General features: G+C 60.3%; 19 protein-coding genes. 10 read left to right on the top strand and 9 right to left on the bottom strand.

Going from position 1 to position 23,132, the window contains the following annotated elements; translation table 11 throughout:
- Nucleotides 1-40 precede the first annotated feature (40 nt).
- From FBY12_RS14385 to FBY12_RS14350, 8 genes are all read right to left on the bottom strand, one after another.
- Nucleotides 41-1,963, bottom strand: coding sequence for a PrkA family serine protein kinase (locus FBY12_RS14385; protein WP_092277272.1), 1,923 nt, complete (start codon nucleotides 1,961-1,963; stop codon nucleotides 41-43).
- Nucleotides 1,964-2,259: 296 nt separating this feature from the next.
- Nucleotides 2,260-2,589: a thiosulfate sulfurtransferase GlpE gene (gene glpE / locus FBY12_RS14380; RefSeq protein WP_121732492.1), complete on the bottom strand. Its 330-nt coding sequence runs from the start codon at nucleotides 2,587-2,589 to the stop codon at nucleotides 2,260-2,262.
- A gap of 34 nt (nucleotides 2,590-2,623) precedes the next feature.
- Nucleotides 2,624-3,505, bottom strand: a complete 882-nt coding sequence (locus FBY12_RS14375) for a symmetrical bis(5'-nucleosyl)-tetraphosphatase (protein WP_145253372.1) — start codon at nucleotides 3,503-3,505, stop codon at nucleotides 2,624-2,626.
- Nucleotides 3,505-3,885 (bottom strand): Co2+/Mg2+ efflux protein ApaG, encoded by a 381-nt coding sequence (gene apaG / locus FBY12_RS14370; protein ID WP_121732494.1) that lies wholly within the window; start codon nucleotides 3,883-3,885, stop codon nucleotides 3,505-3,507. Before apaG ends, FBY12_RS14375 begins: the two co-directional genes overlap by 1 nt.
- Before the next feature lie 122 nt (nucleotides 3,886-4,007).
- Entirely contained in the window at nucleotides 4,008-4,826 is an 819-nt protein-coding gene (rsmA, locus tag FBY12_RS14365) for a 16S rRNA (adenine(1518)-N(6)/adenine(1519)-N(6))-dimethyltransferase RsmA (protein WP_145253370.1), read from the bottom strand.
- A complete protein-coding gene (gene pdxA / locus FBY12_RS14360) occupies nucleotides 4,823-5,812 on the bottom strand; it encodes a 4-hydroxythreonine-4-phosphate dehydrogenase PdxA (protein ID WP_145253368.1) in 990 nt (329 codons plus the stop codon). Before pdxA ends, rsmA begins: the two co-directional genes overlap by 4 nt.
- Nucleotides 5,809-7,125, bottom strand: a complete 1,317-nt coding sequence (gene surA / locus FBY12_RS14355; protein ID WP_145253366.1) for a peptidylprolyl isomerase SurA — start codon at nucleotides 7,123-7,125, stop codon at nucleotides 5,809-5,811. Before surA ends, pdxA begins: the two co-directional genes overlap by 4 nt.
- Nucleotides 7,106-9,907, bottom strand: a complete 2,802-nt coding sequence (locus FBY12_RS14350; protein ID WP_145253364.1) for an LPS-assembly protein LptD — start codon at nucleotides 9,905-9,907, stop codon at nucleotides 7,106-7,108. Before FBY12_RS14350 ends, surA begins: the two co-directional genes overlap by 20 nt.
- A 130-nt stretch (nucleotides 9,908-10,037) precedes the next feature.
- Between FBY12_RS14350 and FBY12_RS14345 the strand changes: the two genes are divergently transcribed.
- Genes FBY12_RS14345 through FBY12_RS14335 form a run of 3 tightly spaced genes read left to right on the top strand, consistent with a single transcriptional unit; the run spans nucleotide 10,038 to nucleotide 12,494 of the window.
- The gene (locus tag FBY12_RS14345; RefSeq protein WP_145253362.1) at nucleotides 10,038-11,057 is read left to right on the top strand and encodes an aminoglycoside phosphotransferase family protein; all 1,020 of its coding nucleotides are present in this window, start codon (nucleotides 10,038-10,040) and stop codon (nucleotides 11,055-11,057) included.
- Nucleotides 11,054-11,725 (top strand): N-acetylmuramate alpha-1-phosphate uridylyltransferase MurU, encoded by a 672-nt coding sequence (murU, locus tag FBY12_RS14340; RefSeq protein WP_145253359.1) that lies wholly within the window; start codon nucleotides 11,054-11,056, stop codon nucleotides 11,723-11,725. The genes FBY12_RS14345 and murU overlap by 4 nt, the downstream gene beginning before the upstream one ends.
- A 1-nt stretch (nucleotide 11,726) precedes the next feature.
- Nucleotides 11,727-12,494 carry a TerB family tellurite resistance protein gene (locus tag FBY12_RS14335; RefSeq protein ID WP_121732500.1) on the top strand — a complete coding sequence of 256 codons (768 nt, stop codon included), beginning with the start codon at nucleotides 11,727-11,729 and terminating at the stop codon, nucleotides 12,492-12,494.
- Nucleotides 12,495-12,640: 146 nt separating this feature from the next.
- On the opposite strand, the gene FBY12_RS14330 is transcribed toward FBY12_RS14335, so the two are convergent.
- The gene (locus FBY12_RS14330; protein WP_145253357.1) at nucleotides 12,641-13,657 is read right to left on the bottom strand and encodes an alpha/beta hydrolase family protein; all 1,017 of its coding nucleotides are present in this window, start codon (nucleotides 13,655-13,657) and stop codon (nucleotides 12,641-12,643) included.
- Nucleotides 13,658-13,730: 73 nt separating this feature from the next.
- On the opposite strand from FBY12_RS14330, the gene FBY12_RS14325 reads away from it, so the two are divergent.
- The 7 genes from FBY12_RS14325 (at nucleotide 13,731) to FBY12_RS14295 (ending at nucleotide 23,068) form a co-directional block, all read left to right on the top strand.
- A complete protein-coding gene (locus FBY12_RS14325; RefSeq protein ID WP_145253355.1) occupies nucleotides 13,731-16,127 on the top strand; it encodes a PAS domain S-box protein in 2,397 nt (798 codons plus the stop codon).
- 119 nt (nucleotides 16,128-16,246) lie between these two features.
- Complete coding sequence (locus tag FBY12_RS14320) at nucleotides 16,247-16,876, top strand: response regulator transcription factor (protein WP_003210977.1); 630 nt, start codon at nucleotides 16,247-16,249, stop codon at nucleotides 16,874-16,876.
- A gap of 327 nt (nucleotides 16,877-17,203) precedes the next feature.
- Nucleotides 17,204-18,328 (top strand): ABC transporter ATP-binding protein, encoded by a 1,125-nt coding sequence (locus FBY12_RS14315; protein ID WP_092277312.1) that lies wholly within the window; start codon nucleotides 17,204-17,206, stop codon nucleotides 18,326-18,328.
- Nucleotides 18,329-18,371: 43 nt separating this feature from the next.
- Nucleotides 18,372-19,415 carry an ABC transporter substrate-binding protein gene (locus FBY12_RS14310; protein WP_145253353.1) on the top strand — a complete coding sequence of 348 codons (1,044 nt, stop codon included), beginning with the start codon at nucleotides 18,372-18,374 and terminating at the stop codon, nucleotides 19,413-19,415.
- A 192-nt stretch (nucleotides 19,416-19,607) separates the two neighbouring features.
- Nucleotides 19,608-20,855, top strand: coding sequence for an ABC transporter permease (locus FBY12_RS14305; RefSeq protein WP_145253351.1), 1,248 nt, complete (start codon nucleotides 19,608-19,610; stop codon nucleotides 20,853-20,855).
- Nucleotides 20,856-20,867: 12 nt separating this feature from the next.
- Complete coding sequence (locus FBY12_RS14300) at nucleotides 20,868-21,692, top strand: ABC transporter permease (protein WP_008084123.1); 825 nt, start codon at nucleotides 20,868-20,870, stop codon at nucleotides 21,690-21,692.
- Between the two features lie 227 nt (nucleotides 21,693-21,919).
- Nucleotides 21,920-23,068 (top strand): iron-containing alcohol dehydrogenase, encoded by a 1,149-nt coding sequence (locus FBY12_RS14295; RefSeq protein WP_101208593.1) that lies wholly within the window; start codon nucleotides 21,920-21,922, stop codon nucleotides 23,066-23,068.
- Nucleotides 23,069-23,132: the final 64 nt, after the last annotated feature.

The raw sequence follows: 23,132 nt of genomic DNA, 5'->3' as shown, positions 1-23,132 counted from the left end.
CTTGTTCCTTGCAGCTTGTGGCTTGTAGCTTGTTGCCGCGTCACTGCGATTTCCGGACCCGTAGGTACCATTCGGACAGCAGACGTACCTGTTTGTCGGTGTAGCCGCGCTCGACCATCCTGGTGACGAAGTCGTTGTGCTTCTGCTGGTCCTCTTTGCTGGCCTTGGCATTGAAGCTGATGACCGGCAGCAGGTCCTCGGTGTTCGAGAACATTTTCTTCTCGATGACCACACGCAGTTTTTCGTAGCTGAGCCAGGTTGGATTTTTGCCGTTGTTGTTGGCGCGGGCGCGCAGCACGAAGTTGACGATTTCGTTGCGGAAATCCTTCGGATTGCTGATGCCGGCCGGTTTCTCGATTTTCTCCAGTTCTTCGTTCAGTGCGACGCGATTGAGGATCTCGCCGGTTTCCGGGTCGCGGTATTCCTGGTCCTGAATCCAGAAGTCGGCGTACAGCACGTAGCGGTCGAAAATGTTCTGGCCGTACTCGCTGTAAGACTCGAGGTAGGCGGTCTGGATCTCCTTGCCGATGAACTCGATGTAGCGCGGCGCCAGGTATTCCTTGAGGAAGCGCAGATAACGCTCGCGGGTTTCAGCCTGGAATTGTTCCTGTTCGATCTGCTGTTCCAGCACATAGAGCAAATGCACCGGGTTGGCGGCGATTTCGTGCGGATCGAAGTTGAAGACCTTGGACAAGATCTTGAACGCAAAGCGGGTCGACAGGCCGTTCATGCCTTCGTCGACACCGGCGTTGTCGCGGTATTCCTGAATCGACTTGGCTTTCGGATCGGTATCCTTGAGGTTCTCGCCGTCGTACACCCGCATCTTCGAATAGATGTTGGAGTTTTCCGGCTCTTTGAGGCGCGAGAGCACGGTGAACTGGGCAAGCATTTTCAAGGTGTCGGGCGCGCAATGCGCTTTGGCCAGCGAACTGTTGAACAGCAGTTTGTCGTAGATCTTCACTTCGTCGCTGACGCGCAGGCAGTACGGGACTTTGACGATGTAGATCCGGTCGATGAACGCTTCGTTGTTCTTGTTGTTGCGGAAGGTGTGCCACTCCGATTCGTTGGAGTGGGCGAGCAGGATCCCGGTAAACGGAATCGCCCCCAGGCCTTCGGTACTGTTGTAGTTGCCTTCCTGCGTGGCAGTCAGCAATGGGTGCAGCACCTTGATTGGCGCCTTGAACATTTCGACGAATTCCATCAGGCCCTGGTTGGCCCGGCACAGCGCGCCCGAATAGCTGTAAGCGTCGGCGTCGTTCTGCGGGTATTCCTCGAGTTTGCGGATATCGACCTTGCCGACCAGCGCCGAGATGTCCTGGTTGTTTTCATCGCCAGGTTCAGTCTTGGCCACGGCAATCTGGTTAAGGATCGACGGATAGAGTTTCACCACGCGGAACTGGCTGATGTCGCCGCCGAATTCGGCCAGGCGTTTGGTCGCCCACGGCGACATGATGGTGTTGACGTAGCGCCGCGGGATGCCGAAGTCTTCCTCGAGAATCGCGCCATCTTCAGTGGCGTTGAACAGACCCAGAGGCGATTCGAATACCGGCGAGCCCTTGATCGCGTAGAAGGGCACTTTTTCGATCAGCTGTTTGAGCTTTTCGGCCAGCGACGATTTACCGCCACCGACGGGACCGAGCAGGTAGAGGATTTGTTTCTTCTCCTCGAGGCCCTGCGCGGCATGGCGGAAATACGAGACGATCTGGTCGATGCATTCTTCCATCCCGTGGAAGTCTTCAAAGGCCGGATAGCGGCGGATCACCTTGTTGGAAAAGATTCGCGACAATCTCGAGTTGGCCGAGGTGTCGAGCAGCTCCGGTTCTCCGATGGCCAGCAGCAGACGCTCGGCGGCGGAAACGTAGGCGCTGCGGTCCTTTTTGCACAGCTCAAGATATTCCTGTAGCGAGAATTCTTCCTGGCGTGTGGACTCGAAGCGTTGTTGGAAGTGGCTAAAGATACTCATGACGTCACCTCGCTCGATACGTGGAGCCGACGCCGAATCAATCAGTCGATGCTGGCAGCCGCTGAAAACCCAGTGGCTGTTTACCCCCCAGAACTCTTTCGGTGCTGACTACGCCGAAAGTTACTCCCGATGATCCGCGCGCCGGTGTACCGGCTCTCCCCTGTTTTGGATGGCCTGCGCTTAAGGATAGTTGGGAATTCAGGAGGTAAAGGCGAGATACGTAATTAGTTGTGGCAGACCGTTCGTCTGCCACCGCGCCAGCCCGCGGGGGCCGGGGCTTGCGCGTGACAAAAAAATTATTCGGAGGTGCCTTGCGCGGTTTCCGCCGGATAAATCACGCGCCACTGCTCAAATCCGCCATCCATGCTGTAGACGTCGGAGAAGCCTTGGCTGATCAGGTAGCCCGCGGCGCTTTGGCTGGAATTGCCGTGATAGCAGACCACCACAATCGGTGCGTCGAGGTCGGCGGCGCTGATGAAGTCGGCGATGGAATGGTTATCCAGATGCTTCGAACCGGCGATGTGCAGCGCGGCAAAAGTAGCTGCGTCGCGGACATCGACGACCACCGCGCCTTTCTCGCGCAATGCCTGGGCTTCTTGTGGGGGGATTCGTTTGAATTCGCTCATGGGCGGGCTCCTGTGGCTCGGCAGAACGCGCAGTTTAGCGCTGGGCGCCGGCGCTGGTTTGTTCGGAAATAAGTGGAGCGACTGACGGCTCGGCGTTGCCGTGTTCGTCGCATTTGCAACTGATGCGCTGCAACGTATCGACGTTCAGCAGGGTCAGCGCGCCGCCCCAGACACAACCGGTGTCGAGGGCGTAAACGCCAGGCTCGGCGCATTTGCCTTCGAGCGCTGCCCAGTGGCCGAAGATGATCTTCAGGCCTTTGGTCTTGCGTTCCTTGTGCTGGAACCACGGCGCGTAACCCGGCGGCGCACTGTCGGCGCCTTCCTTGCCTTTGAGTTCGAGCTTGCCTTCGCTGGTGCAGAAACGCATCCGGGTGAAGTAGTTGGTGATCACCCGCAAGCGGTCTACGCCTGTGAGGTCACTGTTCCATTTGGCCGGTTCGTTGCCGTACATGCCATCCAGAAACGGCGGCAACAAGTTGTCATCACGCAGCGCGGCTTCAACTTCGCCAGCGCACTTCAAGGCTTTGCGCAGAGACCATTGCGGCGGGATGCCGGCATGCACCAAGGCAATCTCGCGCGCTTCGTCGTAATGCATGAGTTTTTGCTGACGCAGCCACTCCAGCAAGTCCGCACAATCGGGCGCTTCGAGGATTTCGCGCAGGGTGTCGCCTTTCTTCAGGCGCTCGATGTTGCGCCCGGCGGCAAGCAAGTGCAGGTCATGGTTACCGAGCACGCAGACCAGCGATTCGCGCATGCCATAAAGGAAGCGCAGGGTTTCCAGCGAGTGCGGGCCACGGTTGACCAGATCGCCGACCAGCCACAGCTTGTCGTGCGCCGGATCGAAAGCCACTTGTTTAAGCAGACACTGCAGCGGTTCAAGGCAGCCTTGCAGGTCACCGACGGCGTAGGTTGCCATCAGTGCAGGGCTCCGGGCACCGCCAGACGGAACGGCGCAATGATGGCATCGAAGTGTTTGCCGTCGTCGGCGACCATTTCGTAAGTGCCTTGCATGGTGCCGACCTTGGTGGTCATGACCGTGCCGCTGCTGTACGTGTGGTTTTCACCGGACTTGATCAATGGCTGCTGGCCTACCACGCCCGCGCCGCGCACTTCTTCCACATGCCCGTCACCGTCGGTGATGACCCAGTGCCGCGACATCAGTTTGGCCGGGAGCTGGCCTTTGTTGTGCACGGTGATGGTGTAGGCGAAGGCAAAGCGCGCTTGATCGGGTTGCGATTGTTCTGCCAGATAGCGAGTGACGACGCTGACGTCGACCTGATAACGAGGATCGGACATGCAAAAGGCCTTAAAAACGATGCGGGACGCGGGGCGTAGCTGAAGGGCATCAGTCTAGGCCAAGTATCGGGTAGTAAACCAGACATCGCGTCTGGCGTCCTACCCGATAACGCTCAGGCCTGTCAGTCGGCCGCGCGGGCTTGCTGGACTTGTTCGCTGAGCTTGTCCGCCAGGCGCACGAAAGCGGCGAGGTCGAGTTGCTCGGGACGCAGGCTGCCATCGACGCCAGCGGCTTCGATTTCGTCGTTGCTCAGGAGCAATTTGAGGGTGTTGCGCAGGGTCTTGCGGCGCTGGTTGAAGGCTTCGCGAACGACGCGCTCCAGCAGTTTGTGATCCTTGGCCGGGTGCGGCAGCACGTCGTGCGGCACCAGGCGCACGATCGCCGAATCGACTTTCGGCGGCGGATTGAACGCGCCCGGGCCAACGTTGAACAGGTGCTCAACACGGCAATGGTACTGAACCATGATCGACAGACGACCCCAATCACCGCCGCCAGGACCTGCCGCCAGACGCTCGACCACTTCCTTTTGCAGCATGAAGTGCATGTCGCGGATGATCCCGGCGTTGTTCAGCAGGTGAAAAATCAGCGGCGTCGAGATGTTGTACGGCAGGTTGCCGACCACCCGCAGGCTGTTCGGCGCGGCGTTGAGGCTGTTGAAGTCGAACTTCAGCGCATCGCCCTGGTGCAGGTTGAAATTGCTTTTGTCGGCGAATTGCTGGTTGAGAATCGGGATCAGGTCCTTGTCCAGCTCGACCACGTCCAGTTGCGCGCCGCTGTTGAGCAAGCCTTGGGTCAGCGCGCCCTGGCCCGGACCGATTTCCAGCAGGCGGTCTTCGGGTTTCGCGCGGATGGCGCGCAGGATGCGGTCGATAACGCCGGCATCGTGCAGGAAGTTCTGGCCAAAGCGTTTGCGCGCTTTGTGTTGGTAATGCTCGGTCATAAACGGGTCTCGGCCATCTGGTAGGCGGTTTCCAGGGCGACTTGCAGGCTGCCGGTGTCGATTTTACCGCTGCCGGCCAGGTCCAGGGCTGTGCCGTGGTCCACCGATGTGCGGATGATCGGCAAGCCGAGGGTCACGTTGACTGCCGCGCCGAAGCCTTTGTACTTCAGCACCGGCAGGCCCTGGTCGTGGTACATCGCCAGCACCGCGTCGCAGTGCTCCAGATATTTGGGGGTAAACAGAGTGTCGGCGGGCAGGGGACCACGAAGGTCCATGCCTTCGCCGCGCAGGCGCTCTAATGTGGGTTCGATGATGTCGATTTCTTCATGGCCCAGGTGTCCGCCTTCACCGGCGTGGGGGTTGAGCCCACAGACGAGAATGCGTGGCTGGGCGATGCCGAATTTTTCTTGCAGGTCGGCGTGCAGAATCCGCGTGACCCGCTCCAGACGCTGCGGGGTGATTGCATCGGCAATCTCGCGCAGCGGCAGGTGAGTGGTGACCAGCGCGACACGCAATCCACGCGTGGCGAGCATCATTACCACTTGTGCGGTATGGGTCAGGTCAGCGAGGAATTCCGTGTGCCCGGAGAAGGCAATCCCGGATTCGTTGATCACGCCTTTGTGTACGGGCGCGGTGATCATTCCGGCGAAATGCCCGTCGAGGCAGCCCTGGCCGGCACGGGTCAGGGTTTCCAGGACGAACGCCGCATTGGCTTTGTCCAGTTGCCCGGCGGTGACCTTGGCGTTGAGCGGGGTATCCCAGACATACAAGCTGTTGGCGGGCGCGGGCGCGTCCGGCCAGTTATCCGGGGTGACCGCCAGCAAATCGACAACCACGCCCAGCTGCGCGGCCCGCTCGGTGAGCAGGTCGCGGCTGGTAATGGCAATCAGGGGATGTGGCTGTTGTTGCGAGGCGATTAGCAGGCACAGGTCTGGACCTATGCCGGCCGGCTCGCCGGGTGTCAGAGCAAAACGCTTGGGTTTCACTGCGCTGCCTGGTCTGCACCAGGGAGTTTGATCTCGACGTACGCTTCGTCACGGATCTGACGCAGCCAGGTTTGCAGCTCTTCGTCGTATTTGCGGTTACGCAATACGGTCATCGCTTGCTGCTCACGCGCCTGGCTGGTGCTGTCAGTGGCGCGACGGCCAAGGACTTCCAGCACGTGCCAGCCGTATTGAGTCTGGAACGGCTTGGACAGCTGACCTTGCGGTGTATTGGCCATCACTTCGCGGAACTCAGGCACCAGCGCGTTCGGGTCGATCCAGTTGAGGTCGCCGCCGTTAAGCGCGGAACCCGGATCTTCCGAGAAGCTTTTCGCCAGTTCGCCGAAATCTTCACCTGCTTCGATACGGGTGTAAAGCGATTCGGCCAACGCCTTGGTTTTAGCTTCGTCGCGGATCGGGCTTGGCTTGACCAGGATGTGGCGCACATGCACTTCATCACGGGTTTGCGTCTCGCCGCCACGCTTGTCCAGAACCTTCAGGATAATGAAGCCGCCCGGAGTGCGCATTGGCTGGGTGATGTCGCCGACTGCCATGGTGCTCAGCATGCGATCGAACGGCGGTGGCAATTGGGCCGCTTTGCGGAAGCCCATGTCACCGCCTTCAAGTGCGGTTTCGCTGGCGGATTTGGCGATTGCCAACTGAGCGAAGTCCGCGCCTTGCTTGAGTTGCTGATAAACCGCGTCCGCTTGTTTGGCTGCGGCCTGAATCGCGTCGGAATTAGCGCTTTCCGGTGTAGGAATCAGGATGTTGGCCAAACGGTATTCTTCGGACAGCTGCATTTTGCCCAAGTCGGAGGCGAGGAAGTTTTTCACTTCCTGCTCGGAGACCTGGATGCGCTCGGCGACACGGCGCTGACGGACACGGCTGATGATCATTTCGCGACGAATCTGGTCACGCGCGTCGTCATAAGACAAACCGTCGTGGGCCAGAGCGGCACGGAACTGCTCGATCGACATGTTGTTGCGCTGGGCGATGGTGCCGACAGCCTGGTTCAGCTCTTCATCGGTAATGCGGATGCCGGAACGTTCGCCGATCTGCAGTTGCAGGTTTTCGACGATCAGACGCTCCAGAACCTGCTGGTCCAGCACGTTGGCCGGCGGCACGGCAGAGCCGCGCTTGGCGATGGTTTGCTGAACTTCGTGGACGCGTTGGTCCAGTTGGCTCTGCATGACCACGTCGTTGTCGACGATCGCCACCACTTTATCGATGGACTGCACCGCGGCGTTAGCCGCGGTACCCAGGAACAGCGCGCCCAGCATCAGCGGGCGCAGACAATCAGAAAGCTTGGTCTTCACGTTCACGATAACCTTGAATGCCTTTGTCGAGGAAGCTCTCTACTTTGGCGCCGGTGAGGCCGCCGAGTCCCTTCAGAACAATTTGGAGGAAGACGCCATGGTCGCCTTTTTCGTTTTCCGGAGCGTCTTGGCTGTTTTCGTCGTAATCGACAAAGTAGCGGCTGATCACACGAAGTTTCCAGCAGCAATTGTCGTACTCGAAACCACCGAAGGCTTCCAGGGTACGGTTACGGTTGTAGTCATACTGCCAGCGGCTGATGGCGTTCCATTGCGGCACGATCGGCCAGATAACCGAGAAGTCGTGCTGCTGGATCTTGTAGTAATCCTTCACGTAGCCAGGCTGTCCCGGAGTGCCGTAGTCACCACCACCCACGGTCCATTTACCGGTGTTCTGGTCGTAACGAACCTGGTCATTGCGATAGCGATAGCCAACGTTGACGACCTTGTTCGGGTTGTCTTCAGGCTGGTAGTGGAACATCGCGCTACCCGAGCGCGGGCTGCGGCTGTCCGGGTCCCAGTTGTAGTCGGCCGTGGTGCGCCAATCGCGGTTCCAGCGGTATTCGTATTCGAGCGCATAAGGCGAAACGTCGGACTTGGCGTCGTCACGGTCATTGAATGCAATGCCCGGCAACTGGACTTTGCGGTCCTTGAAGTAGAAGGCTTGGCCGACGCTGATGCGTTGACGCTCAAAACCGTTCTCTTCGATCCAGCGGTTGGTTACGCCCAGCGACAGTTTGTTCTCGTCACCAACGCGGTCGGTGCCGGAGAAGCGGTTGTCGCGGAACAGCGAAGCGTAGTTAAAGGTGTTTTCACCGGTGTCGAACACTGGAATGTCGGACTGGTCTTTCTCAGGAACGTAGAGATAGAACAGGCGCGGTTCGAGAGTCTGACGGTAGTTCTTGCCGAACCATTGAGTATTGCGATCGAAGTACAGACCACTGTCGATGCTGGCGATCGGGACAGCGCGGTTCTGGTTGCGGCTGTATGTGCCATTAAGCTGGTCACCTTCAGCGGTTTGGCCAGCAATGTCCGCTTTACCTTGCTGATCAAGATCCAGATCGTACTGGGTGTATTGATACTTGAGCGTCGGCTTGATGTAGCCATACGACGCGTTCAACGGCAGGCTCACCGATGGTGCAAGGTTCAGACGGTTACCGTTGGCACGGGCAAGGCCGGCGACGTTGGTATCCAGGCGTCGCGTAATGTTGCCGTCTTCGTCGGAGAAATTGCCGGTTTCCAGATCCCGATCAAACCGCACGATTTCCGTGTTGTACGCGAAATCCAGACCGCCTGGGTGATACGGCAGCGCACCATCGAAGGTGACCTGCGGGAGACGCGCATACGGCGTGATGTTCGAAACGGTCGCCAGCTGATAAGCCTGGGCGTTCAAACGCGCGGTATAGCTGTCGCCACGATAAGTGACGGAGCCCTGCTGGTTGACGTAATCGTCACCCTTCACGCCAATCTGGTCAGTCTGCAGATCCTGGAAGTAATAAGGATCGCTGATCTTGGTGTAGTCGACTTGCGTGAGAACGCGCGAATCGAGGCCACCCTTGTGCTGCCAGTTGTACATGTAGCGGGTTTTTTCGTAATCGGTCTGCTTGCTGCGCTCGGTGTCGTCGTCGTTGAGGTACGCGGCGCCGAACTGGCCTTCGCTGGACTGGGTCAGGTAACGGAACTCGCCTTCCACCAACATGCCGCGCTTGCTCATGTAGCGCGGATACAACGTGGCGTCGTAGTTCGGCGCCAGGTTGAAGTAGTACGGCGTGACCAGCATGAAGCCGGTATCGGTGCCGGTGCCGATGGTCGGCGGCAGGAAACCTGACTGGCGACGGTCGTCGATCGGGAAGTAGATGTACGGCGTGTACAGGATCGGAATGTCCTTGACCCGCAGCGTCACGTTGGTCGCGGTACCGAAACCGGTGGCCGGGTTCAAGGTGATGTTGTTGCCCTTGAGCTGCCAGGCGTTGCTGTTCGGTTCGCACGTGGTGTACGTACCATCCTTGAGGCGGATGATCGCGTTTTCGGCACGTTTGGCGTACAGCGCGCTGCCGCGAATGCGCGACTTGTGCAACACGTATTCGGCGTTGTCGACCTTGGCTTCACCGGTGTCGAGCTGCACATCGGCGTGGTCGCCGACGATCAGCGCGCCATTGTCGCGAACGCGCACGTTGCCGCTCAGTTCGCCACGGCTTTCGGCCTGATACAGGCTGGCCTCATCGGCCTCGACCTGCATGCTGCCCTGACGCATGACAACGTCACCGGCCAGCGTACCGACCTGATCATCGGTGTTATAGCGCGAGGCTTTGGCGCCGATAAAGGTCGGAGCGTCACTTTTATCCGTCTTGTCATTCATGCCAGGACGAACGGGTTCGATATAGGAACCAGAGCAGTAAGGACCGGTTTCGGCCAACTGCGCAGCAGTGAGCTTCTCGCGCGGAACCCAGTCGAGGTGACTGTAGTCTGCGCTACGGGACTTCAGGCCACGGCCCTTGGCTTCGGTGACCAGCGCAGTTTTCGCGCCAGCGTCTTCACCGGCGCCATTCTGGGCTGGAGCTTCGCCGTTTGTGGTGGCTGTGGCGCTGCCGTCATGGACGGGTCGCGGCGGCAATGCAGCTGCCGGCGACTTGGGCGCACAGTCCCAGGCACCCGAAGCAGAGACTGAGCAGTCATACTGTTCCGCGGCGACCACGTAGGAAGTGGCTAGGGGTTGCAGGGCCAGCAGACTGCCGGTAACCAACAACGGAAATTTTTTACGAAACGCGGGGGATTTCAATGCCATCTTATTAGTCCGGGCTTCCTGCGTGCCATCTGCCCGCGGTGTGGGCCGCACGCCTCTCGATGGTCTGAAAAAGATGCTGGATAATAAAGCATGACCCGCTTGACGGCTAGCGCCGTCGGAGACCCTTGTAATGCCTGACCAAGATGTACGCTTGCAACACCTGAAAGTTTGGCTCGACGAACAGTTGGCGACCCTCTTTGCCGCGCAAGGCTGGGGCGCCGTGCCCCCGGCCACGTTGACTGCGGCCAGTAGCGACGCGAGTTTCCGGCGCTACTTCCGTTGGGAGGGCGAGGGCAGAAGTTTCATCGTGATGGACGCCCCGCCACCCCAGGAAAACTGCAAACCGTTCGTGGATATCGCCTTTTTGCTGGCGAAATCCGGAATAAATGTGCCGATTATTTATGCCGAAGACCTCGAGCGCGGCTTTCTTTTGCTCAATGACCTGGGCAACAAGACCTATCTGGACGTGATCGATGGCGAAAATGCCGACGATTTGTTCAAGGATGCCTCGCAGGCGCTGCTGGCATTTCAGCAATTGCCGATGGTCGCGCCGCTGCCGAGTTATGACGTCGCGCTGCTGCGCCGCGAACTCGAGCTGTTCCCCGACTGGTACGTGAAACATGAACTCGGCATCGAGTTCGACGCCGCCCAGCAAATGCTCTGGCAGCAGGCCAGCGATCTGCTGATCGACAGCGCTTTGGCGCAGCCAAAAGTGCTGGTGCACCGCGACTACATGCCGCGCAACCTGATGCTCAGCGAGCCAAACCCCGGCGTGCTGGATTTCCAGGACGCGGTATACGGCCCGGTCACCTACGATGTGACGTGCCTGTTCAAAGACGCCTTCCTCAGCTGGCCTGAAGAGCGCGTGTTCGCCTGGCTCCAGGATTACTGGCAACAGGCCGCCGCGCTGGGGATTCCGGTGCATTCGGACTTTGAAGACTTCCATCGCGCCAGCGACCTGATGGGCGTGCAGCGTCACTTGAAAGTCATCGGCATCTTCGCGCGCATCTGCCACCGCGATGGCAAGCCGCGCTACCTCGCCGACGTGCCGCGCTTCTTTGCTTATATAGACGCGGTGATTGCCCGTCGTCCGGAACTGGCCGAACTCGATGTGTTGCTCGCCAGTCTGCGTGCCGGAGTGCCGGCATGAAGGCAATGATTCTGGCTGCGGGCAAAGGCGAGCGCATGCGCCCGCTGACCCTGACCACGCCCAAACCGCTGGTGCGCGCCGGCGGCGTGCCGCTGATCGAATATCACCTGCAAGCCTTGGCCGCAGCAGGTTTCACCGAAGTGGTGATCAACCACGCGTGGCTCGGCCAGCAGATTGAAGATTATCTGGGCGATGGTTCGCGATATGGCTTGAGCATTCAGTATTCGCCGGAAGGTGAGCCGCTGGAAACCGGCGGCGGGATTTTCCGTGCCTTGCCGTTGCTCGGTGACGAGGCGTTTGTGGTGGTCAACGGTGACATTTGGACCGACTACGACTTTCGCGCGTTGCGCCAACCGATTGCCGGCCTCGCGCATCTGGTGCTGGCGGACAACCCGGCGCATCACCCGAACGGGGATTTCATCCTCGTCGATGGCCAAGTGCGTGACGCCGATGCGGATGCGCAGACCCTGACTTACAGCGGCATCGCGGTTTTGCATCCGCAGTTGTTCGAGGGCTGCAGCGCCGGTGCATTCAAACTCGCGCCGCTGTTTCGCAAAGCCATGGCCGCCGGGCAAGTGACCGGCGAACGCCTCGAAGGGCAATGGGTGGATGTCGGCACTTACGAGCGCCTGGCCGAAGCCGAAGCCCTGATAGAAGCGAGCCGCTGACATGCTGTGGCCAGGGACTCTGATTGGAGCCGGAGCAGGCTTTGCGATAGCCAGCATTCCGGGGGCCATGCTCGGCGCGTTGTTGGGGCAGGCGCTGGACCGGCGTCTGCAATTGCACAGCTGGGCGCATTTACGCGAAAAACTCGGTGGCCGGCCGGCACTGCGTAACGACGAACTGTTGTTTCTGTTGCTCGGACGTCTGGCGAAAAGCGACGGACGGGTGGTCGACGGTCATATCCAGCAAGCGCGGCAGGAAATGCGTTCGCTGGAAATGACCGCGTCGGCGCAGCGCCGGGCAATTGCCGCGTTCAATCGCGGCAAATCCGGGCATGACCGTTTGCGCAGTCATCTGCGCCGTTTGAACAACCAGCCGCACGCCGCCGAAGGTGTCTTGCGCGCCTGTTGGCGAATGGTCTGGGCCGATGGTCGCGCGGGCAACAGTGAGCGCGAATTGCTCGCGCAGTGGGGCAAATGGCTGGGCTGGACGCCGCAACAAGTGCTGGCGCTGGCTAACGACTACGAACCGCAGAAACGCCCGCAAGTCAGCAGCGCGCTGACGTATCAGGACGCGATGCGTTTATTGGGAGTGTCGGCGACCAGCGAACCGGCGCAGATCAAGCGCGCTTACCGACGCCTGCTCAGTCGCCATCATCCGGACAAGATTGCCGGTTCGGGGGCGACGGCGTTGCAGGTCCGCGAGGCGACGGACAAGACCCGGGAATTGCATAGCGCCTACACGGTGATCAAGGCGCGGCGGGATTTTCGTTAGGCGGATGAATGTGCGGCGGCTGTCAGGCCGTCATCGCGAGCAAGCTCGCTCCCACAGGGATCTTCGGTGTAACGCAGATCACGAAAACACTGAAAAACCCTGTGGGAGCGAGCTTGCTCGCGATTGATGGCGCCGCCAATAACGGATCAATCCGTCATAGGCTTGGGATTCAACCATCCACGCACGCGTCGCACCAATTGCTCTTGCTCGGCTTTGACATCGCCCGGCAATGCCTTCAGCGACACTTGGGTAAACGCCGAAGTCTTCAGGCGTTTGCTCGCCTGCATGCGTTCCAGCGCCGCTTTGCGATCCAGCGGTTTGTCCATATAGAAGACATCGGCGGTCGGCAGCTTCAAGGTCGGGGTCAGTTCGGCGAGCGGTGGTTTTCCGGACGGTGGCGTCTGCGCCGCGACCATCACCAATTTCTCGACTTGCGCTGGCTGGCGCTCGCTGAGATAGCGCGCGGCCCAATAAGCGCCGGTGCCATGCCCCAAGACCACAATGCGTCGAGCGCTTTGCTGTTCGGCAAAAGCAATCGCCGCATCGATGCGGCCGAAGATGCGTTCGGAATCATCCTTGGCTTGAACTTCATCGGTTTCCACCACGGCTTTGTCGGCGGCGTCGGCTTCACCGCCGGCCGCTTGTTCGATCGGCGTCGCGGTGGCCGCGTCTTTGCTGCCGGTGTCCGGGGATTTGATCGTCGGCGGCACTTCGACCACACGTGGCGCAATGGCATCGCTTTGCAGGTCGGGCAGGGTGATACTCAGGCTGCTCCATTCGGCGTCCGGCAATTTGTTGCGCAAAGGGCTGATCGCTTGCGGCCAGTCAACCGTTTCGCCGGTGCCGGGGATGATAATCACCGCACCTTTGGGCTCGGCGGTGTTGGCCGGTTTCCACAAAGCGAGGAACGTCGCGTCGCCGGCCTGCAACTGTTGTTGTTCCTGAGCGGGGATTGTTCGCTCAAGTGCGGCGGCTTCTTCCTGACTACGCTCAAGCAACGGCTGACGTTCGGCCGGTTTCTGTTCTGTGGATTGCCCCGTAGATTGCTCCGTGGATTGCCCGGCAGCAGCGGGTGCAGTTTCGGCGGCCGCGACGACGGAAGCACAGGGCAGGATCAGCGACAGGCACAATGCTGGCAATGCCAGGCGATAGACAGGGGGCATCGGATATTCCAGGCCAGAAGTTATTCCGGCAGCCTAATGGGTTGATCAGTATTTGTCAGTGTGCAGGACTTCAATGATGCGTTTTTGCTGCCTGTGGGTTATCGGCTGGGTGTGGTTTCCCTTGATGGGCTGGGCGGCGCCTGCGCCACCGGCACACCTTGCGCAATTGTCGGCGGCGCAGCAGCAATGGCTGGCGCAACACCGCGAATTGCGCGTCGGCGTGGTGTTGCAGGCGCCGTACGCGCAATACGATCGACGCTTGCAGCGCTTGTCCGGGGTCAACGTCGAGCTGATGAAATGGCTGGCGAAGGCGCTGCAGGTCGAGCTCAGTTGGCGTAATTTCCCCGACGTCGAACAACTGGAAGCGGCGGTGCGCGAGGGTGGAGTCGACATCGCTCCAGGGCTGACGCAAACGCCGGGCGGGCTGCGGCTGTGGCAGTTTTCCGATCCGTACATGCGCGTGCCGCAACTGGTGGTCAGCGAGCAGAAGGGCAACGGCGCCGTGGAGCTGGAAAAACTCGACAGCCAGACCCGCGTGGCCGTGCGCATGCCCAGCGTCACCGCCGATTATTTGCGCAGCAACTTCCCGCACCTGAACCTGCAAGGCGTGCCCATCGAACGGCAGGCGCTGCAATTGTTGCTGAGCCAGCAGGCCGGTTACGCGGTAGTTGATGAGGCGCAACTCGGGCGATTGTCCGCCGAGCCCGAGTTCGCCGGGCTGGTGGTGGTCGGCGATATCGGCTTGCCGCAGTTGCTGCGAGTGGCCACGCGCCGCGACTGGCCGGAACTGGCGGGGATTGTCGAAAGTGCGCTGCGGGCGATCCCGGCCAAGGACCTGGAGCAACTGCACAATCAATGGCTGCAACCGAAATACCCGCGCTTGTCCGAGTCGCCGGGGTTCTGGCAAAACCTCTGCATGTTGCTGACGGTGTTGCTGCTCAGCGCGGCGGCCATTGTGTTTTGGCAACGCCGCCAGCAGCACAGTCTGGAACAGCGTTTGCGCGAGGCCCGCGCAGACATCGCGTTGCGCGCGGCCAGCGAAGAAGCGCTGCGCCTGACGCAGTTTTCCATCGATCAAAGCACCGTCGGCATCCTTTGGGTCAACTGGGACAGCCACGTGCGCTACGCCAATCGCGCCGCCGAAAGCATGCTCGGCTACCGCTCCGGCGCGTTGATCGACCGTCCGCTGATCGACTTCGAACCGGGCCTGCACATGGACCGCTGGCTGAACCTGTGGAAACGCGCCCGCGCCAGCGAAGAGCCGCCGCAAAGTTTCGAAACCAATTGCCTGCGCGCCGACGGCAGTATTTTGCCGGCAGATGTTTCTTTGAGTTTCCTGCGTTTCCGCGACGGCGAATACCTGGTGGTTTACCTCAACGACGTCACCGAGCGCCGACGTGCACTGGCCGCGCTGCAAGAAAGCGAAGCACGGCTGCAGGGGATTGCCGCCAACGTGCCGGGATTGGTCTTTCGTCTGGAGCGCGCGCCGCTGACAGGCCAGATCGACTTTGCCTACATCAGCGAGGGCAGCGAGAGCCTGGTCGGATACGCGCCGGCGACCCTCGCGCATCGCGACAAAGGCCTGCGCAGTCTGGTGCATCCGGACGACAAGGCAAGTTATCACCAGACTCAGGACCACGCGCTCGACACCGACAGCGACTGGTCGTGGCAGGGCCGCATTCTCACGCGCTCCGGCGAGCAGCGCTGGGCCGAGATCAAAGCCATCACCCGGCGGCTGGAGGATGGCGCGTATGTCTGGGACGGGATTGTCTGGGACATCAGCGAGAGCAAACGCATTGAGCTGGAACTCGCCAGTTCCCGTGAACAACTGCGCGAATTGTCGGCGCATCTGGAAAGCGTGCGCGAAGAGGAAAAGGCGCGGATCGCCCGTGAAGTTCACGATGAGCTGGGGCAGATGTTGACGGTGTTGAAACTGGAAACGTCCATGTGCGAATTGGCCTACGCGCAACTGGACCCCGGGTTGCATGAGCGCTTGAACAGCATGAAGCGGCTGATCGCGCAGTTGTTCCAATTGGTGCGCGATGTCGCGACGGCGCTGCGGCCACCGATTCTTGATGCCGGGATCGCTTCGGCAATTGAGTGGCAGGCCCGGCGTTTCGAGGCGCGCACGCAGATTCCGTGTCTGGTGCAGGTGCCCGAGAACCTGCCGCTGCTCAGCGATGCCAAGGCGATTGGGCTGTTCCGCATCCTTCAGGAAGCGCTGACCAATGTGATGCGCCATGCCCAGGCGCATACTGTCGAGCTCACGCTGGCGCTGGAGGGCGACGAGTTGTGCCTGACCGTGAGCGATGATGGCGCAGGATTTGTCGCTGCCACGGGGCGGCCGACGTCGTTCGGGATTGTCGGCATGCGCGAGCGGGTGTTGATCATGGGCGGGCGGCTGGTGATCGAGAGTGAACCGGGGGAGGGCACGACGTTGAGTGTGCGCGTGCCGGTGGATGAAGCCTGATGGTTTGGTGTCTTTGCTGACGTCATCGCGAGCAGGCTCACTCCCACAGGGGATCGGTGTACACCGTTCAAATGTAGGAGCGAGCCTGCTCGCGATAGATCTTGAATCTGGAGAAAAACGTGATCCGTGTATTGGTAGCCGAAGACCACACCATTGTCCGTGAAGGCATCAAGCAGTTGATCGGCCTGGCCAAGGATTTGCTGGTGGTCGGCGAGGCGAGTAATGGCGAACAGTTGCTCGAAACCTTGCGTCACGTGCCCTGCGAAGTGGTCTTGCTGGACATCTCCATGCCCGGAGTCAACGGCCTGGAAGCGATCCCGCGAATCCGCGCGCTGAACAATCCGCCGGCGATTCTGGTGTTGTCGATGCACGACGAGGCGCAAATGGCCGCCCGTGCGTTGAAGGTCGGCGCGGCGGGTTATGCGACCAAGGACAGCGATCCGGCGTTGCTGCTGACAGCGATTCGCAAGGTCGCGGCGGGCGGGCGGTATATCGACCCGGACCTGGCTGATCGCATGGTGTTCGAAGTCGGCCTGACCGATTCGCGACCGCTGCACTCGTTATTGTCCGAGCGTGAATTCTCGGTGTTCGAGCGCTTGGCCCAGGGCGCCAACGTCAACGACATCGCCCAGCAACTGGCGTTGAGCAGCAAAACCATCAGCACCCACAAAGCGCGGCTGATGCAAAAGCTCAACATCACCTCCCTGGCGGAACTGGTGAAATACGCGATGGAGCACAAACTGCTCTGAATGCACCACGCCCCTGTAGGAGCAAGGCTTGCCCGCGAAGCTTTTGGCGCCAGTGCGGACGCCATCGCGGGCAAGCCTTGCTCCTACAGGGAAAAGCAGTGGCATATCCATTTACGACATCCCCGCAAATCCGCTTTTGCCTGTGCTTGCCGCTTGTAGCTTGCCGCTCACCGCTGCGTTTATCCAAACGCGCCATCCTTGTAGGGCGATCCCTACCCCCAACCTTCCATCCGGCTGAGGCGATTCTCTCCTGCGCCCCGATTTGCGTGGTCTCCAGCGTCCACTAGGCTTAGTCCACAAGCAGTCATCACTAACGAAGGTGTGGGTATGAGCCAGGTCGATTCAAGTACAGGGGCCAATGACATTCTGGTCAGCTTTCGTGGCGTGCAGAAAAGCTACGACGGCGAAAACCTGATCGTCAAAGACCTCAACCTGGAGATTCGCAAAGGCGAATTCCTCACCTTGCTCGGGCCGTCCGGTTCCGGCAAGACCACCAGCCTGATGATGCTCGCCGGTTTTGAAACGCCGACCGCTGGCGAAATCCAGTTGGCCGGGCGCTCGATCAACAACGTGCCGCCGCACAAACGCGACATCGGCATGGTGTTCCAGAACTACGCTTTGTTTCCGCACATGACCGTCGCCGAAAACCTCGCGTTTCCGCTGAGCGTGCGCGGTTTGAACAAGAGCGATGTCAGCGACAAAGTCAAAAAAGTCCTGAGCATGGTTCAGCTCGATGCGTTTGCCCAACGCTACCCGGCGCAATTGTCCGGCGGCCAGCAGCAGCGTGTAGCGCTGGCCCGCGCCTTGGTGTTCGAGCCGCAACTGGTGCTGATGGACGAACCGCTCGGCGCCCTCGACAAGCAACTGCGCGAACACATGCAGATGGAAATCAAACACCTGCACCAACGCCTCGGCGTGACCGTGGTTTACGTCACCCACGATCAGGGCGAAGCGCTGACCATGTCCGACCGCGTGGCGGTGTTCCATCAGGGTGAAATCCAGCAGATCGCCGCGCCGCGTTCGCTCTACGAAGAACCGAAAAACACTTTCGTCGCCAATTTCATCGGCGAGAACAACCGGCTCAATGGCCGCTTGCACAGCCACACCGGCGACCGCTGCGTGGTCGAGTTGGCGCGCGGGGAGAAGGTTGAAGCGCTGGCGGTGAATGTCGGCAAGACCGGCGAACCCGTCACGTTGTCGATTCGCCCGGAACGCGTAAGCCTCAATGGCTCCAGCGAATCGTGCGTCAACCGCTTCTCCGGGCGGGTGGCGGAATTCATCTACCTGGGCGACCACGTGCGGGTGCGCCTGGAAGTCTGCGGCAAGACCGATTTTTTTGTGAAACAACCGATTGCCGAGCTCGATCCATCGCTCGCGGTCGGCGACGTGGTACCGCTTGGCTGGCAAGTCGAACACGTTCGCGCGCTCGACCCACTTCTAGAGGCGCATTGATCGCCCCCTGCTACACCAACCCTGCACGTGGAGAACAATATAAATGTTGAAATCCCTGAAATTCACAGCCCTGGTCATGGGCATGATCGGTGCGGCACACGCGATGGCGGCGGGCCCGGACCTGACCGTGGTGTCCTTTGGCGGGGCGAACAAGGCTGCGCAGGTCAAAGCCTTCTATGCGCCGTGGGAAGCGGCGGGCAACGGCAAGATCGTCGCTGGCGAATACAACGGCGAGATGGCCAAGGTCAAAGCCATGGTCGACACCAAAAGCGTGTCGTGGGATCTGGTAGAAGTTGAATCGCCAGAGCTGTCTCGTGGTTGCGACGAAGACATGTTCGAGCAGCTCGACCCAGCGCTGTTCGGCAAGGCCGATGACTACGTCAAAGGCGCGATCCAGCCGTGCGGCGTCGGTTTCTTCGTGTGGTCGACGGTGTTGGCCTACAACGCCGACAAACTGAAAGCCGCGCCGACCAGTTGGGTGGATTTCTGGGACACCAAGAAATTCCCTGGTAAACGCGGCTTGCGCAAGGGCGCCAAGTACACCCTGGAATTCGCCTTGATGGCCGACGGCGTCGCGCCGAAAGACGTCTACAAAGTGTTGGCCGGGAAGGATGGCCAAGACCGCGCGTTCAAGAAACTCGATGAACTCAAGCCAAGCATTCAATGGTGGGAGGCCGGCGCACAACCGCCGCAATACCTCGCTTCCGGCGACGTGGTCATGAGCTCGGCGTACAACGGCCGGATCGCGGCGGTACAGAAAGAAAGCAATCTGAAAGTGGTGTGGAACGGCGGGATCTACGACTTCGACGCGTGGGCGATTCCAAAAGGCCTGGATAAAACCCGTGCCGAAGCGGCGAAGAAATTCATCGCGTTCTCGGTAGCGCCGCAGCAGCAGAAGACCTATTCGGAAAACATCGCTTACGGCCCGGCCAACACCCAAGCCGTGCCGTTGCTGAATAAAGACGTGCTGAAAGACATGCCGACCACCCCGGAAAACATCGCCAACCAGGTGCAGATCGACGTCAGCTTCTGGGCTGACAACGGCGAGCAACTGGAACAGCGCTTCAACTCCTGGGCTGCTAAATAAGCCCACCCTGTGGGCTTATCCACCCTTGTAGGAGCAAGGCTTGCCCGCGAAAGCGTCGGTACATTCAACATTGGTGCTGACTGACACACCGTCTTCGCGGGCAAGCCTCGCTCCTACAGGAGGATGTATAGCTAACAAGAACAGAGGTGGCCTGGCCGCCTCTGTAACGATCAAAGATTTCCGGAGTACGCCATGGCTATCGCCGTTCCCGTGAACGCGGGCACTGACCCCACCTTGAAGCAGCGGCTGCGGCACGCCGAGCGGATCAATCGCTGGAAGGCTCAGGCCTTGATTGCGCCGCTGGTGCTGTTTCTGTTGCTGGTGTTTCTGGTGCCGATTGCGGCGTTGCTCTACAAAAGTGTCGGCAACCCCGAAGTGGTCGGCGGCATGCCGCGCACGGTGACGGCGATTGCCAGTTGGGACGGTCGCGGCTTGCCCGCCGAGCCAGTCTACAAAGCCGCCAGCGAAGACCTCGCCGAAGCACGAAAAAACCAGACCCTGGGCGACCTGTCCAAGCGCTTGAACATGGAGCTGGCCGGCTACCGCAGCCTGCTGACCAAAACCGCCCGCGCCTTGCCGTTCGCCAGCGAGCCGGCCTCTTATAAAGAAGCGCTGGAAGCACTCGACGAACGCTGGGGCGATCCGGCGTATTGGCAAGCCGTGCGCCGCAACACCAGCAGCATCACCCCGTACTATTTGCTGGCAGCGGTCGATCACCGCATCGACGACCTCGGCGAAGTGGCCCCGGCGACGCCCGACCAAGCGATCTACCTCGACATCTTCGCCCGCACATTCTGGATGGGCCTGGTGATTACCGTGATCTGCCTGGTGCTGGCCTACCCGCTGGCCTATCTGCTGGCGAACCTGCCTTCGCGGCAAAGCAACCTGCTGATGATTCTGGTGCTGCTGCCGTTCTGGACCTCGATTCTGGTGCGAGTCGCTGCGTGGATCGTCTTGCTGCAATCCGGCGGCTTGATCAACAGCGGCCTGATGGCCATGGGCATCATCGATAAACCGCTGGAACTGGTGTTCAACCGCACCGGCGTTTATATCTCGATGGTGCACATCCTGCTGCCGTTCATGATTCTGCCGATCTACAGCGTGATGAAAGGCATCTCGCCAACCTACATGCGCGCCGCCATTTCCCTCGGCTGCCACCCGTTCGCGAGTTTCTGGCGGGTGTATTTCCCGCAGACTTACGCCGGTGTCGGCGCCGGTTGCCTGTTGGTGTTCATCCTCGCGATCGGCTACTACATCACCCCGGCGTTGCTCGGCAGCCCGAACGATCAGATGGTCAGCTACTTCGTCGCGTTCTACACCAACACCAGCATCAACTGGGGCATGGCCACTGCGCTCGGCGGCCTGCTGCTGTTGGCGACCGTGGTGCTTTATCTGATTTACAGCTGGCTGGTGGGCGCCAGTCGCCTGCGCCTGAGCTAAGGGGAGAACGAAATGCTGAGTCCTTATATGTCGCCCATTGAGCGGGTGTGGTTCTACAGTTTGCGGATTCTCTGCGGCTTGATCCTGCTGTTCCTGATTCTGCCGGTGCTGGTGATTATTCCGCTGTCGTTCAACTCGGGGAGTTTCCTTGTGTATCCGCTGCAAGGCTTTTCGCTGCAGTGGTATCACGACTTTTTCGCCTCGGCGGAATGGATGCGCGCGCTGAAGAACAGCATCATCGTCGCCCCGGCGGCAACGGTGCTGGCGATGATTTTCGGCACGCTGGCGGCGATTGGCCTGACGCGTGGCGACTTCCCCGGCAAGGCGCTGGTGATGGCGCTGGTGATTTCGCCGATGGTGGTGCCGGTGGTGATCATCGGTGTGGCGAGTTATCTGTTTTTTGCGCCGCTGGGCTTGGGCAACAGCTTCTTCTCGCTGATCGTGGTGCACGCGGTGTTGGGTGTGCCGTTTGTGATCATTACGGTGTCGGCGACGTTGCAGGGGTTCAACCATAATCTGGTGCGCGCGGCGGCTAGCCTCGGGGCTTCGCCGCTGACGGCGTTTCGTCGGGTGACCTTGCCGTTGATCGCGCCGGGAGTGATCTCCGGGGCATTGTTTGCCTTCGCGACCTCGTTCGATGAGGTAGTGGTGACGCTGTTCCTCGCCGGGCCCGAGCAGGCCACTTTGCCTCGGCAGATGTTCAGCGGCATCCGCGAAAACCTCAGCCCGACCATTGCGGCGGCGGCGACGTTGTTGATCGCCTTCTCGGTGATCCTGCTGCTGACCCTGGAATGGCTGCGCGGACGCAGCGAAAAACTGCGCACCGCGCAGGTCTGAAAAATGTGGGAACGATCGAAAACTCGCCGGAACCTGTAGGAGCGAGGCTTGCCCGCGAAGACGGCGTGTCAGTCAACATAGATGTTTGATGTGCTGACGCCTTCGCGGGCAAGCCTCGCTCCTACAGTTTTAAGTGCACCTCAATCATTCGCGCCGTGAATAAACGACAAACCCCAATCCCCAGCTACTATTGTGCGCAGCTTCCCCAACGATAAGAGGCTGCGCAGATGAGTCTTTCCTCTTTCAAAATTGCCCACAAACTGATCACCGGCGCGGCTGCCATCGAGCAACTGGCGGCCGAGCTGACACGTCTCGACATCGATAACCCGCTGATCGTCACCGACGCCGCGCTGGTCAAGTCCGGCACGGTCGAATTGGCGCTGGCGCAGTTGGGTGATCGCCCTTACGAAATCTTCGACCGCGTATTGCCCGACCCGGAAATCGCCATCGTCGAAGACTGCATGCGCGTCTACCGCGAGGGCGGGCATGACGGCCTGATCGGTCTCGGCGGCGGCAGTGCGATCGACATCGCCAAGAGTGTTGCGGCGTATGCCGGTTACCACGGCGCGCTGGAAGATCTGTTCGGCGTCGATCAAGTGCCGCGCAAAGGCCCGCCGCTGATCGCCATCCCGACCACCGCCGGCACCGGTTCCGAAGTCACCAACGTGGCGATCCTCTCCGACAAAGTCGCGCAATTGAAGAAAGGCATCGTCAGCGACTATCTATTACCCGACGTGGCGCTGGTCAGTCCGCAAATGACCCTGACCTGCCCGCGCAGTGTCACCGCCGCGAGTGGCGTCGATGCATTGGTGCATGCCGTCGAATCGTATTTGTCGCTGAATGCCTCGGCGATTACCGATGCCTTGGCGATTGGCGCGATCAAGTTGATCACCCAGGCGCTGCCCAAGGCCTACGCCAACCCGAACAACCTGCAAGCGCGTGAAGACATGGCCACCGCCAGCCTGATGGCCGGCATGGCGTTCGGCAATGCCGGGGTCGGCGCGGTGCATGCGCTGGCCTATCCGCTGGGCGGGCGCTACAACATTGCGCACGGCGTCAGCAATGCTCTGCTGCTGCCGTATGTCATGACCTGGAACAAACTCGCCTGCGTCGAGCGCATGCAAGATATTGCCGAAGCCATGGGCGTCAAGACGGCGCACCTGAGCGCAACCGATGCGGCAGACCAAGCCGTGGAAGCGATGACGGCGTTGTGCGCGGCGGTGGAAATCCCCCAAGGCTTGCGCAGCTTCGGCGTACCCGAAGACGCGATCCCGGCCATGGCCGTCGAAGCCGCAGGCATCGAGCGCCTGATGCGCAACAACCCGCGCAAGCTGAGCGCCGTCGATATCGAGAAGATTTACCGAGCGGCGTACTAGATCGGGTCAATCATCGCGGTCACGGTGCGCGCGCCAAAGCATGAGGTATACAATGCGCGCCATC

Source organism: Pseudomonas sp. SJZ131, from assembly GCF_007828705.1.
GTDB classification, from domain to species: Bacteria; Pseudomonadota; Gammaproteobacteria; order Pseudomonadales; family Pseudomonadaceae; genus Aquipseudomonas; species Aquipseudomonas prosekii.
Note: the sequence above shows the minus strand (reverse complement) of the source record. Positions and strands in the feature narration are given on the sequence as shown.